Source organism: Marinobacterium sp. BA1 (assembly GCF_041155135.1).
Taxonomy (GTDB): domain Bacteria; phylum Pseudomonadota; class Gammaproteobacteria; order Pseudomonadales; family Balneatricaceae; genus Marinobacterium; species Marinobacterium iners.
On record NZ_BAAFHC010000001.1, the window covers coordinates 2,414,811 to 2,430,419 of the forward strand.

The following is a 15,609-nucleotide window of genomic DNA, read 5'->3' on the forward strand; positions in this document are numbered from 1 at the left end:
TGAAAATCCTTATTTATTATATTATGAGCCGTATTTTTCACGTAAAATATTTTTCTGAACTTTTCCCATCGTATTCCTGGGGAGCTCATCCAGGTATATAAAAACCCGCGGTACCTTATAGGCAGCCAGCTTATCTCGACAATAATCGGAGATCTGAGAGTCCGTAATATCCATCCCTTTTTCCTTGATTACTGCGACGGCCACCCCTTCACCAAAGTCGGCATGCTTATAACCGAAGACAGCGGTTTCATTAACGCCAGGCAGCTCGTTAATAACCATCTCAACTTCTTTCGGATATATATTATAGCCACCACTTATAATAAGATCTTTCTCTCTTCCAACAATAGAGACATAACCATTTTTATCAATTTTCCCCAAATCTCCAGTAATGAAGAAGCCATCTCCCGTGAAGTCGGCTGCCGTTTTTTCAGGCATACGCCAATAGCCTTTAAATACATTGGGACCTCGGACCTGTAAGCTACCCACCTCTTCGACACCAAGAGCGACACCTTCATCCGATACAATACGAACCTCTGTCCCTGGCAAAGGGAAACCAACCGTGCCTGGCAAACGCATTCCATCCAACGGATTGGAAGTATTCATACCTGTTTCAGTCATCCCATATCTTTCAAGGATAGAATGACCAGTACGTACCTTGAACTCTTCAAATGTTTCTTCTAATAATGGCGCAGATCCGGAAATGAAAAGTCTAATGTTGCAGCATAACTCACTCGAAAAGTCAGGTTCATTCAGTAAACGCGTATAGAAGGTAGGAACTCCCATAAGGACAGTAGCATTACGCAATTCAGTGAGAACCTGCTGTGTATCAAACTTGCTGAGGTATATCATTTCTGATGTATTAAGGAATGAAATATTACAGGCTACAAACAGGCCGTGTACGTGAAAAATGGGCAGTGCATGTAGCAATACATCATCGTTTTCCCACCCCCACTGACTCGACAAAACCTGAGCATTGCTGAGCAGATTGCCATGACTGATCATGGCACCTTTGGGGCGACCGGTTGTGCCTGAGGTGTAAAGAATCGCTGCTATGTCATCATCGGAACGTGAAACTGTTTCGAACTCTCCATCAAAACTTGAAAGTTCATCAAGCAATGTACCGGAAGCGTTGTTCTCCAGTGTCAAGAATTCAAAGTCAACGCCACTATCACTTTTTATCTTTGTGAAGGTATCTGCCTGACTTTTCCTGGACACCACTACGCGCGGCTCGGCATTTGTCACAAAATACGACAGTTCATCCGGCATGTAGGCGGTGTTCAGTGGAAGGTAGACTGCCCCCGCTCTCAGTACTGCAAGATATAGAGCAAGGGCTTCAACACTCTTATCAACCTGAACAGCAACACGCTCACCAGCTTCAAGCCCCAATCCAGTGAGCTTATTGGCTATCTTTGCTGAGAGAAGGTCAAGCTCCCCAAAGGAAACCTGCCTGCCTTCCTCAGGAACGCTCAGCGCTGTCTTGTCTTTACTGCTCTGAAAACCTTGATGAAATGACTCGAACAAATTCATGTGGATTACCCCGGATAATTTTTTACTTCACTTCAAGCATAATTATTAATTATACTACAATCAACTTTCAATTGATGTTCTATCGAATATATGACAAAGATCGCTAGGAAGGGCCTCTTCAAGGAGGTAGCAGAGACACTTGCTCACATGATCTACTCAAGTGAGCTGGCACCAGGTCAGTGGATTGACGAGCTTGCTCTCTGCAAACAGATGGATATCAGCAGAACACCGCTGAGAGAGGCGCTCAAGGTACTTGCGTCCGATGGACTCATTGAGCTGATCCCCCGCAAAGGGGCTTTCGTTAAAACCATCAGCCTGGAAGACTTGAGCGAAATCTTCCCGATTATGGCGATGCTTGAAGGCTACTGCGCACAACTGTCAGCGGAAAAGGCCACTCGTGAAGATTTGCAGTGTTTGCTCGAGCTGCATGGAAACCTGGAGCATTATGCCGCTGCCGGTGATATTGCGCGCTATTACGAAGACAACAGCCGGTTTCATGATGCCCTGAAGCGCATCGCACGAAACAGCTGGCTTGAACAGATCACACTTGACCTTTCCAGAGTCATCCACCTTGCAAGACATCAACAACTCATCGTCAAAGGTAGATTGGGAGAGTCCATTGAAGAGCATCGTAAAATTATTGAAGCGATAGAAGCCGGTGACGGAGACCTGGCTCGCAAAGTGATGCATGTACATCTGATGAATCAATATCGTGCCCTTAAAGAGTCCATAACCAAGGAGTTAAATAATGGGATGGATCAGCAAGCTAATTGACTCAGTATCAGAACGCGGCAAAGAAATCTGGCAGCAGGAAAGTCATGATCGTCACGCCTTGCCCAACAGTCTTGCCGATGATTGCCGCGAATTACTGACACGACAGGGCGATGCGGTTGCCCTTGCAATTGCCAAAGATATACTGCGACGCTACCAGCGCTCTTCCAATAACGACAAACTGGTCTTTTTCCAGTTTCTGCAGGGGCTGGAACCGGACTTCAACCAGATATCAAAACTGTCTCAGTCCTATGCCGAGAACAGTTCTACCGAGAGCTACCAGAGCCTTTGTTCAACTCTTAACAGTGGCAGAAAAGCCCTGTTCGAACTTCTGAACATCCCTGGCGAGGGCACCGCTTCACTGGTTTCTCTGAGAGAGGACCTGCTCAAGAGCATGCGTACCCACCCCGAACTCAAGGTGGTGGACATTGATCTGCAATCGACCCTGCAAAGCTGGTTCAACCGGGGCTTCCTTGAATTCAAGTCTATCTCATGGGAAACCCCCGCTTACATTCTTGAAAAGCTCATTGAGTATGAAGCGGTCCACGAAATTCGCGACTGGGACGAACTGAAAAGGCGCCTGGAAGATGACCGTGGCTGTTTTGCGTTTTTCCATCCGGCACTCCCCGGGGAACCACTCATTTTTGTCCAGGTGGCCTATACAAAAGGTATCAGTGGCGATGTAGCCCCCTTTCTCGACAAAAACACACCCCTTGAAGCAAGCGCGGCAGCCGACACTGCCATCTTCTATTCAATCTCAAACTGCCAGAAAGGACTCAAGGGCATCTCGTTTGGCAACTTTCTGATCAAGCAGGTAGTACAGGAAATTCTGAAGCAGCGACCCGAAATTCATCAGTTTTCGACCCTGTCGCCCATGCCTGCGTTGAGTATTGCACTGGAAAAGGGACATATTGGCGAAGATATCCTTGAAACGCTCGCAGGCAAGAAGGGACATGTACTCAAGGAACGATATGGTGTCGATACCTTTACAGAATTGCTGACTGATAAGGCCCGTGCGCTTCAATCAGATGATGAACAGACAGCCGGTTGGCTGGAAGATGTTGGCTTTTATTATCTGACACAGGTGAAAAAAGGTCAGGAGCCGTACGATCCTGTTGCGCGCTTCCATCTCAGCAACGGCGCTGCCATCTACAGAATCAACCCGTTCGCGAATCTGAAACCTCATGGGCTGAAGAGTTCAGCAGGCTTGATGGTCAACTACATCTACGAACTGTCAAAGCTGGAAATCAATCACGAACACTTCAAACAGGACGGCACGATCGCCACTCATAAGCACCATAACAGGAAAAACAAAATCAAGAGGATCGAGCATGCCGGCAAATGAGTTCGGGAATAGTGTCCGGTATCTGGAGGTTCTAAACCAGCTTGATGTCATACATGAAACATACACTTCAGAGACCAGCCGATCAGCCTTCGGCAGCAAGGGGAGCTGTACTTTTGCACTTTGGTGCAACAATCCCTACGTCCAGGCAGGCAGTTTCGACACTCACAGTGCCGCTGATCTGAACCGTTTTCTCAATTTGTGTACTGATTATGACGTGAATACTGTTGTACTGTTTATTGATTCAGCAGGTGTGTCGCTTAAGGACCCTAAGAACGGGATGGAAGGCGTTGCTCAATCCATCAAGATGATCCATCACATCAACGTTCAACCCGATCGAAAAACAGTCTCCATCATTGGAGACACGCGTGGCTGCTTCGGTGGTGCCTTGCTGATAGCATCTGCCTGTCAATACCAGATCGCAGATGCCAATGCCCGTATAGGGGTGTCCGGGCCGCAAGTTATCGAATCCATCACTCAGGTCTCTCGCCACGCATACGCAGATGTGTACTCAGCCCAATATCGTTTGAACAACAGCGAAATCAGTCACATCCTGACAGACCAGAACTTGCTGCGGTTGGTGTCAGAGCTGCCACCTCTGCAACTGAACACATCCTTTCTGCAGGCACTGATCAACTCTCTGCCGTGCGGACAAGAGAGCGAGGTGGATCCAATCGGTTTCGACCAGCAGGTGATTGACCTGGCCGCTCTCAAAGAGACAGCAGCCAGTTTCTTGAATACACCCAAGGCCTCTGCTTGCCTGAAGGGCAATGCTGAACAGCCTTTTGCCTTCGAAAATGAAGCAAAGGGCTTTTCACGCTACCTGAAAGCCTTGGCCGCCACGATGCGCTATCGGGTGGAGTCAGGCATGCAGATTGAAATCAATGTAACGACAAGAGGCTCAGGGGCAACATTCATCGCATTTTCCATGATGGGAAGCACACTTGAAATTGCTCCTGACGCCACAGTGACTGCGCTGCCACAGGCGGCAATCGACAGGATATTGGCCAATACACCTTCAGGCGCCAAGCCTCTGTAGCTATCCCACTCATCGCTGCGGCTGTAAGCAAATACGTGAAATAGACAAAGCATTTCGAGTCCTGCAAATGATCTTAATAATGGTTCACTGAACCTTGTTGCACCATAACGAAGCGTATCGCTTCAAAAATGTCCCCGAACGGTGCTATGATGGCCGATTGATAAACAAACTTTGTCTTGAATTTCAATAGACCTTATAGCAAAATCGCGGCATGGCATGGTACTTGCTCCCGATAAAAATAATATAGCCAAAGGCCTATTGATATGAACCCGAAAACGATAATGTCTGATATTACTCTATACCGTAACTGGCACCTTGCAGCGACTGAGCATGATGTTGCCACCACAGAATTTGAATGGGGCCTGCTGCGCTTTCATGAAGCGTTTCAGCGCTTTTGTCTGCAGCTGGGTAATACCTGCGGACTGGGTTCGCTTACCTATCAGGAGCTGATCATTCTGCATGTCATCCGGATGCAGGATCGCCCCAAGCCGGTGACCATCATTGCGCGCCTGTTGAACCGTGATGATATTCCCAATATTCAGTACAGCCTGCGTAAGCTTGTAAGCCAAAGTCTGATCACGAAGATCAAAGAACCCCAAGGCAAGATTTATACCTATGCCATGACCGACGACGGCAAGAAGAAGGTCGATCAATATGCAACATTGCGGGCAACACTCTTAACCGAACAGACTGCCAGTATCGACAAAATTGACGAAAAGCTGGTAGTTGCATCCAAGCTGATCAGCTTGTTGACGGGCATATACGATGAAGCAGGTCGCATTTCTGCGACCTATGCCTTGCCGGAAGAGGAGGCCTGATCAGGCCTCCTTGATCTTGATAAAGTCGGTAATGATTTCAGCTGCATCAGCCAATGATGCAACAGCATCAAACCCTTGTTGCGCGGTGCCTTCCATATAGACAAAGCGAATTTCATCCAGACCGATAAAGTCAGCGATGATTTTCAAGTAAGGCTCGACCAGATTGATTTGGTGCCGCGCAAATGCCCCTCCCATTGAACACATCACGATGGCACTTTTACCGGAACACAATCCTCTAAGGTTTCCATCTCCCAGCTTTTCAAACGTTACCCCTGCCCGTACAACAAGATCAATCCAGGCCTTCAGAGAAGCTGGTACATTGAAGTTGTACATCGGTGTTGCTATGGCGATCACATCCGCCTCAAGCAGCTCTTCGCACAGGCGATTGGACAAGCTCAAGGATGCCTTGACCCGGTCTGGCAAATCATTCGTTTTTGAAAAAAATCCGGTCAGCATTTCTTCCGTGACAGGTGGCAGTTGCTCAGCTGTCAGGTCACGCTGAACGATATTTATCCGAGGATGCTGTTGCCTGATCTTATCCATAAACACGCTGGCCATATCGCGGGTATGAGAACCCTCATAGCGTGCACTTGCCGTTACAACTAACACGTTATTCATGCTTTGATCCTTTATGGTGTGTTCAGGCGGCGCTCATGCCGCCATCTACCGACAATGTCTGCCCTGTAACATAAGATGCCTGATCAGACAGCAGCCAGAGGACGGCATTGGTAACCTCCCCCGCTGCAGCGATACGATGCATGGGGACGCCGTCATCGTACATATGATTGTCACCACCCGTGACCTTGTCATAACTGGGAGTCTTGACCGGGCCCGGGCAGATCGCATTGATCCTGATATTATTCCGTGCATAGTCCAGTGCCGCCGCCTTCGTGGCACCGACTACCCCAAACTTGCTGGCCACGTAATAGGCAAGATCCGGCATCGCCTTGAGCCCGAAAATCGAACTGTTATTGACGATGGCGCCTGATCCGTTTTCCAGCAGCAAAGCCAACTGATACTTCATGCTGTAAAGCACCCCTTTGAGGTTGGTGCCGATCACGCCGTCGATCAGTTCATCTGGTGTTTCATGCAGCTTCGCAAACTGTTCCTGATAGCCTGCGTTATTGAACGCGCCATCAAGACCACCAAACTCTTTACACGCAGTCTCTGCCATACCCTGACATGCAAGAGGGTCAGAAACATCCGCTGCAAAGAATACGGCACGACCGGGCAGTCGACTGGCCTCATGCATTACCGCCTCGCCCTTGGCCATGCTTCTGCCAACCAATAGCACCTGAGCACCTTCACGCAACAGAGCCAGAGCAACATCTCGGCCCATACCTGACCCGGCCCCCGTCACGATGTAACGCTTATCTGAAAAATTCATCCGCCCCCTCCTGCATCCTTGAGATATGCAACCTTCAACGACTCAACTCAATGAGTTCGTTTAGATCAACCCCTTCTCTTTCGCCATGGTCAGTGCCAGGTCTTCAATCATGTCTTCCTGTCCGCCTACGGTGCCGCGACGGCCCAGCTCGACCAGTATGTCGCGCGCCGAGATGCCGTATTTTTTCTCCGCACGTTCCGCGAACAGCAGGAACGAGGAGTACACACCGGCATAGCCCAGCGTCAGGGCGTTGCGATCGACACGGATCGGCTGATCCATCATCGGTACAATCAGGTCTTCGGCCACATCCATGATCTTGTACAGATCAATCCCGGTCTCGACGCCCATGCGGTCCAGTACGGCGCAGAACACTTCCAGCGGGGTGTTACCAGCACCGGCACCCAGACCCGCTACGGAGCCGTCGATGCGCGAGGCACCGGCTTCGATCGCGGCCAGGGAGTTGGCGATCGCCATGCCCATGTTGTGGTGACCGTGGAAGCCGATCTCGACCTCTTTCGGCAGTTCGGCGCGCAGCAGGCCGATGCGGGCGGTGACGTCATCCGGCAGCATGTAGCCGGCGGAGTCGGTGGCGTAGATGCAGTTGGCGCCGTAGCTGACCATCAGTTTGGCCTGTTCCAGGATCTTCTCCGGGCTGACCATGTGGGCCATCATCAGGAAGCCAACGGTGTCCATTTCCATTTTGGCGGCCATGCCGATGTGCTGTTCGGATACGTCCGCTTCGGTGCAGTGGGTGGCCACACGGATGGTGGAGACGCCGCAGTCCCGGGCCATTTTCAGGTGGTCAACGGTACCGATCCCCGGCAGCAACAGGGCAGAGATTTTGGCGTTTTTCATCTTGGGCACGACGGCGCTGAGGTATTCCTCGTCGCTGTGGGCCGGGAAGCCGTAGTTCAGTGAGCGACCGCCGAGGCCGTCACCGTGGGTGACTTCGATCAGCGGCATGCCCGCTTCGTCCATCGCCGAGGCGATGCTGACCATTTCGTCCAGGCTGATCTGGTGGCGCTTGGCATGCATGCCATCGCGCAGGCTCATGTCGTGCAGGGTTACTTTTTTGCCGTTCAGGTCCATGTTCTGTTCTCCCCTTAGCCGCGTGCCGGCAGTGTGATGGTGCCGTTGGCCGCTTCTTCAGCAAACATCTCGGCGGTGCGCAGACCAGCAGCCGTCATGATGTCCAGGTTGCCGGCGTACTTGGGCAGGAAGTCGCCCAGCCCTTCCACCTGCATGAAGCAGGAGACCTTGTTGCCATCAAACACGGGGCCGTTGACCAGGGTGTAACCCGGTACGTACTTCTGTACCTCTTTCACCATGGCGTGGACGGACTCGGTGATGGCGGCCTGATCCGGTTCGCTCTCGGTGAGGCAGTGGATGGTGTCACGCATCATCAGCGGTGGCTCGGCCGGGTTGATGATGATGATCGCCTTGCCCTCTTTGGCACCGCCGACCTTCTCAACGGCACCGGCAGTGGTGCGGGTGAACTCGTCGATGTTCTGACGGGTGCCCGGGCCGACGGAGCGGGAGGAGACGGTGGCGATGATTTCGCCGTACTTCACCGGCTGCACGCGGCTGACCGCCGCCACCATCGGGATGGTCGCCTGGCCACCGCAGGTGACCATGTTGACGTTCATCTCCAGGTTCTTGGCGTGGTCAGCCAGGTTCACCGGCGGGACGCAGTAGGGACCGATGGCCGCCGGGGTCAGGTCGACCATGATCACGCCCAGTTCGTTCAGCTTGCGGCTGTTCTCGGCGTGGACATAGGCGGAGGTGGCGTCGAAGGCGACGCGGATATCGTCTTCGATCACGTGGGACAGGATGCCATCCACGCCGGTGGCGCAGGTTTTGATGCCCATTTCGGCGGCGCGCTTGAGGCCTTCGGACTCGGGGTCGATCCCGACCATCCAGACCGGCTCGATCCACTCGGAACGCTTCATTTTCATCAGCAGGTCGGTGCCGATGTTACCCGGGCCAATGATGACCGCTTTGAGTTTTTTGCTCATGAATAGAACTCACACATAATTGCTTCAGTCAGTGAAATGAACGCTCACATATCCAAGACCTGGCGCTTCCAGTGACATATGATCGCCAGCCTTAACTGGCTCAAGTGGCACCAGTGAACCGGAGAGAATAATTTCACCTGCTTCGAGGGCTATACCAAAACGGCCCAGTGTATTCGCCAGCCAGGCAACCGCATTGGCAGGATGTCCCTGCACCGCCGCTCCCTTGCCGCGACTGATCGGCTGCTTGTTTTTGCTGACGGTCATTTCAAGTGCGGCGAGATCCAGTTTGGCGGGATCTATGGCCTGTTTACCCAATACAAAAACACCACAGGAAGCATTATCTGCAACGGTGTCCTGAATCTTGATCTGCCAGTTATCGATACGTGAGTCGACAATCTCAAAGCAAGGCATGACGCTTTCAGTTGCCGCCATGACCTGCCTGGCGGTTATCCCTGGTCCCTCAAGCGTTGATTTAAGTTTAAATGCAATTTCACCCTCAGCACGCGGGTGAATGAGCTGATGTTCTCGCAGCGACAGCGAGCAGCCATCTTCGAACAACATTGCGTCCGTCAGAAAGCCGAAGTCGGGCTGATCAACCTTCAGCATCGCCTGCACAGCTCGCGAAGTGACACCAATCTTTTTCCCGATCACCCGCTCTCCTGCTTCAATCCGACGCGACATCATTCTCAACGATATGTAATACGCATCGTCAATCGTCATGTCGCAAAACCGTCCAGTCAACGGAGGAACGGTTACTCCGGAAACGAGAGCGTCATACAACTCATCACCACAGTCATTAATGATTGCGCCTTGCATAAATAAATCTCAAAAAAAAGGGCACCGGAACTTGTGCCCAAAAAAGGGAATGATGACTTAATAAAAATCAACCGACCAGGTTATGACCCCATATTTTAGGGGCATTATACAAAGCGACTTCCCACTCGGCATCATTGTGGATTTCTGCGCCTCCGAACCCGTACTCAATAGCAAAGCCGGACGGAGTGATCATATAAAACGATGTCATTTTATCGTTGGTATGCTTACCCAACGTCAACACCAGAGGAACATCAAGTTCTGCAACACGGTCGTATGCCTGGCCAACGTCATCGATGTTTTCAGCCTGAACCATAAAATGGTTAAGCTCACCCGCTCCGGTACCAAAGCAGGGATTACATATGGCAAGGGTATGATGACGTGGGTTGCAATGAAGGAAAGTAGCACGAGCCTCATCCCAGTGAATATAATCGGAAATTCGCATTCCCAATGCATCACGATAAAAAGCCAATGCCTCCTTCATGTCTGAGTGACAATACAATATGTGACCAAGCCCCTGATCACCTGTTACAAAGCCACCAAACCGCGTGCAACTTGGTTCGTAGGGCTGATTATCCTTGAAGGGTGCAAAACAGACTTCCATTGCCACGTTATCAGGACCACGGAATTTCATTAACTCCAGCACCTGACGGGCTTCTTTTTCACTGTCTGAAGCCAGTTCAACACCAATACCCATTGTTTGAAGATGCTGGTATAGCGCGTTGAATTGGTCAATGTTATCCACTTCCCAGCCAATATACGCGGTACTATTATGATCGCTTTCAAAAAACGTAAACCGATGGTGCTGGGAATCCATTCTCAACTGAGTCTGCCCAGCCGGGCTGTCTTTACGTACTTCCAGTCCAAGAATATCAAAAAGAATAGTGTTCCACTGGCTGAAATCAGCCACGTTGAAACCGAGATAGGATAGTTTGGTTACAGCCGACATGATCTTCACCTCTTTTTATTAATCAAGGCCGCGACGATATTTAGAGTGAGTCACTGCCGCTTTTAAAGGCTTTCAAATAGCTCAACGTGAATGTTCTCGGATTTAACCCCCAGAGATTCCAAATGGGCTTTTGCATCCTCAGTCATTGCAGGTGGGCCACATAGATATGCGATAGTATTTTCGTCAGTAATATCATCTGCCGTAATCGCATATTGCGCCCGGCAATTATGTCCCTGCCAATCCCCTTCTGGACGAGACACGCAGGTCCTTACATCCAGATTGGGCATCCAATCTGAACGCATCTCCAATTCATCGATGGCAAACAGGTCTTTTTCATGAGAGCAACCAAAGGCCAGGGTAATCTTCTTGCGACGGAAGTTACTCAACCGCAGGGTATCGATCATGCTTAGCATCGGTGCCAATCCGGTACCGCCTGCGATCATGATCTGAGGCACTTTTTCTTCCCGCAGATAGAACACGCCATAGGCACCATCTACCGGAATCTCATCACCCACTTGGCAACGATCACGCAAATATTCGGACATCACGCCCTGATCAAGCACCCGGATATAAAACGTCATCTCGGGCAGATCCTTGACCGTGCTGGACATGGAATAGGAACGCCATTCCTCTGTGCCAGGCACCTGAAGCTGCACGTACTGGCCCGCCTCATAGTCTTCGAATTCGGTATCCTCAGGCAGCTCCATCACCAGGCGGACAGTGTTGTGGTTGACCCACTCAAGCTCGGTCACTGTGCCAGTATCCTGATGGATCGCATGATCTTCGGTAAATGTACTCGGATAATCCAGGTCAACAACACAATCGGTATCGGCAAAAGCTGCACACGACAACCGCAACCCTTCCTTGGCTTCACTGGGAAGCAGAGACAGCAGACGCTTGGTATCGGAGCTCACCTCTCCTTCTTCAACCTTACACATGCAGGAACCACAGCTGCCCGTAAGACACTGCCACGTAATCGGCACGTCGTTTCTGCGAGCAACATCCAGCAGCAACTCACCGGGCTGGCTACTGGCCTGATATTCGACACCATCTGTGAACCTGAAGGTCACTTGAGCTTCACACTCAAGCACTTGAGCCGCTTCTGATGCAGACATGGCGGTTTCTCCTTATTTGAGGGACTGAAGGAGGCTAGCCTCCTTCAGTCATCAGCACTGCAACATAGAACTTGCTGTTATTTGATGATCAGCTTTTGTCGTACTTGTTACCGGTAATGAATGCATCAGTGCCTGGCCATTTGCCTGTCGCCGCCGATGCGAAATGCTGGCTCTGGGCAGGCTTGGAACCGTTCACGCCTTTCGGTGCTGGTGCAATACCACGGTTGAAGCGTGAGGCGCACTTGCGCCATACGATGACCGATGCATCCATATCGGCCAGCTGCTCGTCATCCCAGCCGGTACCATCGGCATAGAAGTTTTGCATGGCGTCACGCGCCATCAGGTCACAGTCATTGAACCCTTCCAGGCACATCGGCTTGTACAGATTTTCATAGCGGTACTCGAATGCCTTACGCTCCTCTGGGGTGTCGCACTTGCGTACCAGTACTTCCCAGTATTCGTAGGTATCGTTGGTGATCGGTACATACCACTCATACTGAACCACATGATCTTCCGGCCAGTTCTCAACCATCAGAACGCCCGGCATGTACATGGATGTGCGGAAGTATTTCGGATTCTGGCCGTAGGCCTTGATGTCCAGTACCGGGTTGTCCAGCACCGGCTCATAATGCTCAGTGAAATAACGGTTGAGGAATCCGCGCGGTCCGTTTTCCTCATCAATAATCGCGATCGCTTCATCAGACAGCGGCTTGATACCCAGCGGCACCGCCCACTCTTTGGCCTGAACGATGGCGTTGTCACGGTGAATCAGCAGGTGACCTGCATCAAAGCCATTCTCACACGCCAAACGCCAGTTGGCATTACCGGTACGGTGCATGCCCAGAACCACTACGTTCTCATCCAGAATGGACGGTGTATCCGGCCAGAACGGGTGCGGGAAGCGCTCGTTGTTTTCCGGGAAACGCAACGGCAGGTCATTGGCCAACGGCGGAATTTCTTCATCCCAATCCGGTTCGCAGACAAATACGAACACCATGCCGCCCACTTCTTCTACAGCAAAGGTCTGGATACCGGTGGTACCAATCAGCTTGTCTTCCGGCGCGGCAACAATTGTGCTCAGCTCACCGTCGTCGAGGTTGAAGGTAAAGCCGTGATACCAGCAGGTGATGGTTTCGTCATTCAGACACATCGGCTTGGCTGAGAAACGAACACCGCGGTGCAGGCACTGATCCAGCAGCGCATGAACCTTACCCTTGGCGCGACGCAGAACAATCGGAACCCCTGCAACCTGAATGCCCTTGACTTCACCCTCAGGCAGTTCATGAGTGAATACAGCGGGGTACCAGTGATTAATGAAGCCCCATTCGGCTTCCATGTAAGGCTGATACTGCTTCTTGGTGCTTTTATCGTTAGCAACACGTGCATTCTTCTTGGACATGATTCTGTTCCCTCTCAGTTCTATCTAGGCAACTCACCAGAGTTCGTGTAATTAAAAATTACTCGCTATCGAATATAAATGCAACTTCAATTGAAATTCAATTTGAATGATTAAAAAAATTTAGTGCATGGTCACTTCACTGATCGTATCGACTTCAGGAAGGTACTCACGAAGCACCTTCTCAACGAACTCAACCAGCGTCTTTTCTGCATTACCGCACCCCAGACAATTGCCGCCAAACTTGAGCCACACCTTCTGCTCCTCAACGCGGTCAACAATCACACTGCCTTGATGCTCGGCCAGTGATGGATTGACGTGCCGGTTCAGTACCCAGTTGACACGGAGTTCAAGATCGGCATCAGCAGGTGGCTCCTGCAGATTGTGCAGATTTGGCGCCTTCAGCCTGATCTCATTGCCCAAGCGATTTTTTCTGTAGTCCACACTCAAACCGTCGATGAAGCAGGACAAGGTGCGCTTGTAACGCAAACGGAAGCCGTCAAAGTCCATTACCTCATCATCAGCCGACTGCTCGTGACTGAAGCTCAGGTAACATTGAGAGATGGGTGTCCCCGGGTACTGCACACCGATACGCAGTTCTCGGCAATTCTCACGCGCCGCCATCTCAGCCAGGTATTGGCCCGCCTGCTCAGTGACATGAATATTGGCTTTATTCATAAGACCTCCGTTGCCAAATCGATCAGTCTTCTTCCTGCAGGAAGAATCGGACCAGACTATTGAATCGCTCTGCCTGCTCAATCTGGGTCCAGTGACCACAGCAACCAAACATGTGGAACTGGGAATGCTTGATCTTACGAGCCAGATTCTCCGATACAGACACCGGTACGACACGGTCATCCCGGCCATGAATGATCAGCACTTCCTGCTCAATTGCAGCCAAATCCTGATCGCTGACAACCTGAGCATCAGCCCAGCGCTGATACGGTTTGGGGAATACCCGCTCAAAGCGTTCCTGGAAGCCGGGGCGCATCGTGGCGCGATAACGCAACTCCGCCAGTTCGTCCGTTGCGATAGCCTGATTGAACGCCATGATCTGCAGGATCTCTTTCATCGCTTCAATCGATGGCTTGTAACCCCAGAGTTTTTGCAGATCATCACCCACGTCGAACGGCTGGCCACCACTGCCCATCAACACCATACGCCCCACCCGCTTGGGATGACGAACTGCCAGCGCCAGCGTCAATGAACCGCCAAATGAGTTACCGATGAAATCAGCCTGCTCAATATCCAGAGCATCCATGAAACGGACGATCTGATCGATCCAGGTATCCATATGATGGTATTCGTAATCGTCCGGCGCCTGGGTATACCCAAAGCCAACCAGATCTGGCGCCAATACCCGTCGGGTCGGTGCAAACATGGGGATGGTGTTGCGCCAGTTAGCCCACGCGGTGACGCCCGCGCCGGAGCCATGCAGAAGAATCAGTGGCCGGCCCGTGCCTTCATCGTGGTAATTGATCTGGATATCACCCAGATCCAATTGATGTGCAATTTCAGGAGTTTCATTCGACATCGTTGTTGTCCTTATTCAGCAGCAGCTTCACGCAGGAATTCACGCACTAAATGGTTAAAACGTGCAGCCTGTTCGATTTGGGTCCAGTGACCGCAGCAACCAAAGATATGCAATTGAGCGTTGGGTATTTTCATGGCCAGCTCTTCGGAAACATGTACCGGTACAACGCGGTCATCACGGCCGTGCAAAAGCAGGGTTTCATGCTGGAGTGCCGCCAACTGGTCATCGGGTATTACCAGCACATCACCCCAACGCTGATAGGGCGGAGGGAATATTTTTTCAAACCGCTCCTGCACACCGGGACGAATAGTGGAGCGATAGCGCAACTCAGCCAGTTCCTCGGTCGCGATCGACTGGTCATACGCCATGATCTGGAGGATCTCACGCATCGCTTCAATCGAGGGCTTGTATCCCCAAAGCTTCTGCAAGCATTCATTTACTTCAAACGGCTGACCACCACTGCCCATCAGCACCATGCGTCCTACACGCTGCGGATAGCGAACCACCAGCGCCAGGGTCAATGAGCCACCAAATGAGTTGCCAACGAAGTCAGCCTGTTCGATATCTAATGCATCCATAAACCGGATAATCTGGTCTACCCAGCCGTCCATATGGACAAATTCATAATCGTCAGGTGTCTCGGTATAACCAAAACCGGCAAGATCAGGTGCCAGAACGCGTCTGAATTGAGCCAGTTCCGGAATCGTATTGCGCCAGTTGGCCCAGGCACTGACACCTGCTCCAGAGCCATGCAACAGTAGGACAGGACGCCCTTCGCCGGCATCATGGTAATTGACCTTCATGGTGCCGATATCCAGCATCTGGCCAATTTCAGGGGTATTCATCATGTTAAAAACTCCTTGAGGACCGCAAGCTCCCGAAGGGGGAAGGAGCTTGCGGGTG

16 protein-coding genes are annotated in these 15,609 nt (G+C 51.3%); 4 read left to right on the top strand and 12 right to left on the bottom strand.

Going from position 1 to position 15,609, the window contains the following annotated elements; all coding sequences use genetic code 11:
• Positions 1-21: 21 nt before the first annotated feature.
• Positions 22-1,527: a malonyl-CoA synthase gene (locus tag ACAM29_RS11675; protein WP_369624226.1), complete on the bottom strand. Its 1,506-nt coding sequence runs from the start codon at positions 1,525-1,527 to the stop codon at positions 22-24.
• A 90-nt stretch (positions 1,528-1,617) separates the two neighbouring features.
• Here ACAM29_RS11675 and ACAM29_RS11680 point away from each other — a divergent pair, with 90 nt between their 5' ends.
• The 4 genes from ACAM29_RS11680 to ACAM29_RS11695 all read left to right on the top strand — a co-directional run bounded on the left by ACAM29_RS11680 (position 1,618) and on the right by ACAM29_RS11695 (position 5,497).
• On the top strand, positions 1,618-2,301 hold the full coding sequence (locus ACAM29_RS11680; protein WP_369624227.1) for a GntR family transcriptional regulator: 684 nt from the start codon (positions 1,618-1,620) through the stop codon (positions 2,299-2,301).
• Positions 2,276-3,643, top strand: coding sequence for a malonyl-CoA decarboxylase family protein (locus ACAM29_RS11685; RefSeq protein WP_369624228.1), 1,368 nt, complete (start codon positions 2,276-2,278; stop codon positions 3,641-3,643). Before ACAM29_RS11680 ends, ACAM29_RS11685 begins: the two co-directional genes overlap by 26 nt.
• 214 nt (positions 3,644-3,857) lie before the next feature.
• Positions 3,858-4,679, top strand: coding sequence for a hypothetical protein (locus ACAM29_RS11690; RefSeq protein ID WP_369624229.1), 822 nt, complete (start codon positions 3,858-3,860; stop codon positions 4,677-4,679).
• Positions 4,680-4,960: 281 nt separating this feature from the next.
• On the top strand, positions 4,961-5,497 hold the full coding sequence (locus ACAM29_RS11695; protein ID WP_369624230.1) for a winged helix DNA-binding protein: 537 nt from the start codon (positions 4,961-4,963) through the stop codon (positions 5,495-5,497).
• On the opposite strand, the gene ACAM29_RS11700 is transcribed toward ACAM29_RS11695, so the two are convergent.
• The 11 genes from ACAM29_RS11700 to ACAM29_RS11750 all read right to left on the bottom strand — a co-directional run bounded on the left by ACAM29_RS11700 (position 5,498) and on the right by ACAM29_RS11750 (position 15,554).
• Positions 5,498-6,115, bottom strand: a complete 618-nt coding sequence (locus ACAM29_RS11700) for an FMN-dependent NADH-azoreductase (protein WP_369624231.1) — start codon at positions 6,113-6,115, stop codon at positions 5,498-5,500. It abuts the gene before it with no gap.
• 22 nt (positions 6,116-6,137) lie between these two features.
• On the bottom strand, positions 6,138-6,884 hold the full coding sequence (locus ACAM29_RS11705; RefSeq protein WP_369624232.1) for an SDR family NAD(P)-dependent oxidoreductase: 747 nt from the start codon (positions 6,882-6,884) through the stop codon (positions 6,138-6,140).
• A 60-nt stretch (positions 6,885-6,944) separates the two neighbouring features.
• On the bottom strand, positions 6,945-7,973 hold the full coding sequence (gene dmpG / locus ACAM29_RS11710; protein WP_369624233.1) for a 4-hydroxy-2-oxovalerate aldolase: 1,029 nt from the start codon (positions 7,971-7,973) through the stop codon (positions 6,945-6,947).
• A gap of 14 nt (positions 7,974-7,987) precedes the next feature.
• Positions 7,988-8,899: an acetaldehyde dehydrogenase (acetylating) gene (locus ACAM29_RS11715; RefSeq protein WP_369624234.1), complete on the bottom strand. Its 912-nt coding sequence runs from the start codon at positions 8,897-8,899 to the stop codon at positions 7,988-7,990.
• 24 nt (positions 8,900-8,923) lie between these two features.
• Entirely contained in the window at positions 8,924-9,715 is a 792-nt protein-coding gene (locus ACAM29_RS11720) for a fumarylacetoacetate hydrolase family protein (RefSeq protein ID WP_369624235.1), read from the bottom strand.
• Positions 9,716-9,782: 67 nt separating this feature from the next.
• Entirely contained in the window at positions 9,783-10,661 is an 879-nt protein-coding gene (locus ACAM29_RS11725) for a VOC family protein (RefSeq protein WP_369624236.1), read from the bottom strand.
• Positions 10,662-10,723: 62 nt separating this feature from the next.
• A complete protein-coding gene (locus tag ACAM29_RS11730) occupies positions 10,724-11,776 on the bottom strand; it encodes an FAD-binding oxidoreductase (RefSeq protein ID WP_369624237.1) in 1,053 nt (350 codons plus the stop codon).
• Positions 11,777-11,864: 88 nt separating this feature from the next.
• The gene (locus ACAM29_RS11735; RefSeq protein WP_369624238.1) at positions 11,865-13,175 is read right to left on the bottom strand and encodes a Rieske 2Fe-2S domain-containing protein; all 1,311 of its coding nucleotides are present in this window, start codon (positions 13,173-13,175) and stop codon (positions 11,865-11,867) included.
• 120 nt (positions 13,176-13,295) lie between these two features.
• On the bottom strand, positions 13,296-13,850 hold the full coding sequence (locus ACAM29_RS11740) for a NifU family protein (RefSeq protein WP_369624239.1): 555 nt from the start codon (positions 13,848-13,850) through the stop codon (positions 13,296-13,298).
• 22 nt (positions 13,851-13,872) lie between these two features.
• Positions 13,873-14,706, bottom strand: a complete 834-nt coding sequence (locus tag ACAM29_RS11745) for an alpha/beta fold hydrolase (protein ID WP_369624240.1) — start codon at positions 14,704-14,706, stop codon at positions 13,873-13,875.
• An 11-nt stretch (positions 14,707-14,717) separates the two neighbouring features.
• Positions 14,718-15,554, bottom strand: a complete 837-nt coding sequence (locus tag ACAM29_RS11750) for an alpha/beta fold hydrolase (protein WP_369624241.1) — start codon at positions 15,552-15,554, stop codon at positions 14,718-14,720.
• Positions 15,555-15,609: the final 55 nt, after the last annotated feature.

Excerpts from the sequence above, each read along its gene's own strand:
- ACAM29_RS11705 (WP_369624232.1), bottom strand. The coding sequence starts at position 6,884 with ATGAATTTTTCAGATAAGCGTTACATCGTGACGGGGGCCGGGTCAGGT.
- ACAM29_RS11700 (WP_369624231.1), bottom strand. The coding sequence starts at position 6,115 with ATGAATAACGTGTTAGTTGTAACGGCAAGTGCACGCTATGAGGGTTCT.
- ACAM29_RS11715 (WP_369624234.1), bottom strand. The coding sequence starts at position 8,899 with ATGAGCAAAAAACTCAAAGCGGTCATCATTGGCCCGGGTAACATCGGC.
- ACAM29_RS11685 (WP_369624228.1), top strand. The coding sequence starts at position 2,276 with ATGGGATGGATCAGCAAGCTAATTGACTCAGTATCAGAACGCGGCAAA.
- ACAM29_RS11735 (WP_369624238.1), bottom strand. The coding sequence starts at position 13,175 with ATGTCCAAGAAGAATGCACGTGTTGCTAACGATAAAAGCACCAAGAAG.
- dmpG (WP_369624233.1), bottom strand. The coding sequence starts at position 7,973 with ATGGACCTGAACGGCAAAAAAGTAACCCTGCACGACATGAGCCTGCGC.
- ACAM29_RS11720 (WP_369624235.1), bottom strand. The coding sequence starts at position 9,715 with ATGCAAGGCGCAATCATTAATGACTGTGGTGATGAGTTGTATGACGCT.
- ACAM29_RS11675 (WP_369624226.1), bottom strand. The coding sequence starts at position 1,527 with ATGAATTTGTTCGAGTCATTTCATCAAGGTTTTCAGAGCAGTAAAGAC.
- ACAM29_RS11740 (WP_369624239.1), bottom strand. The coding sequence starts at position 13,850 with ATGAATAAAGCCAATATTCATGTCACTGAGCAGGCGGGCCAATACCTG.
- ACAM29_RS11680 (WP_369624227.1), top strand. The coding sequence starts at position 1,618 with ATGACAAAGATCGCTAGGAAGGGCCTCTTCAAGGAGGTAGCAGAGACA.
- ACAM29_RS11730 (WP_369624237.1), bottom strand. The coding sequence starts at position 11,776 with ATGTCTGCATCAGAAGCGGCTCAAGTGCTTGAGTGTGAAGCTCAAGTG.
- ACAM29_RS11750 (WP_369624241.1), bottom strand. The coding sequence starts at position 15,554 with ATGATGAATACCCCTGAAATTGGCCAGATGCTGGATATCGGCACCATG.
- ACAM29_RS11725 (WP_369624236.1), bottom strand. The coding sequence starts at position 10,661 with ATGTCGGCTGTAACCAAACTATCCTATCTCGGTTTCAACGTGGCTGAT.
- ACAM29_RS11745 (WP_369624240.1), bottom strand. The coding sequence starts at position 14,706 with ATGTCGAATGAAACTCCTGAAATTGCACATCAATTGGATCTGGGTGAT.
- ACAM29_RS11695 (WP_369624230.1), top strand. The coding sequence starts at position 4,961 with ATGTCTGATATTACTCTATACCGTAACTGGCACCTTGCAGCGACTGAG.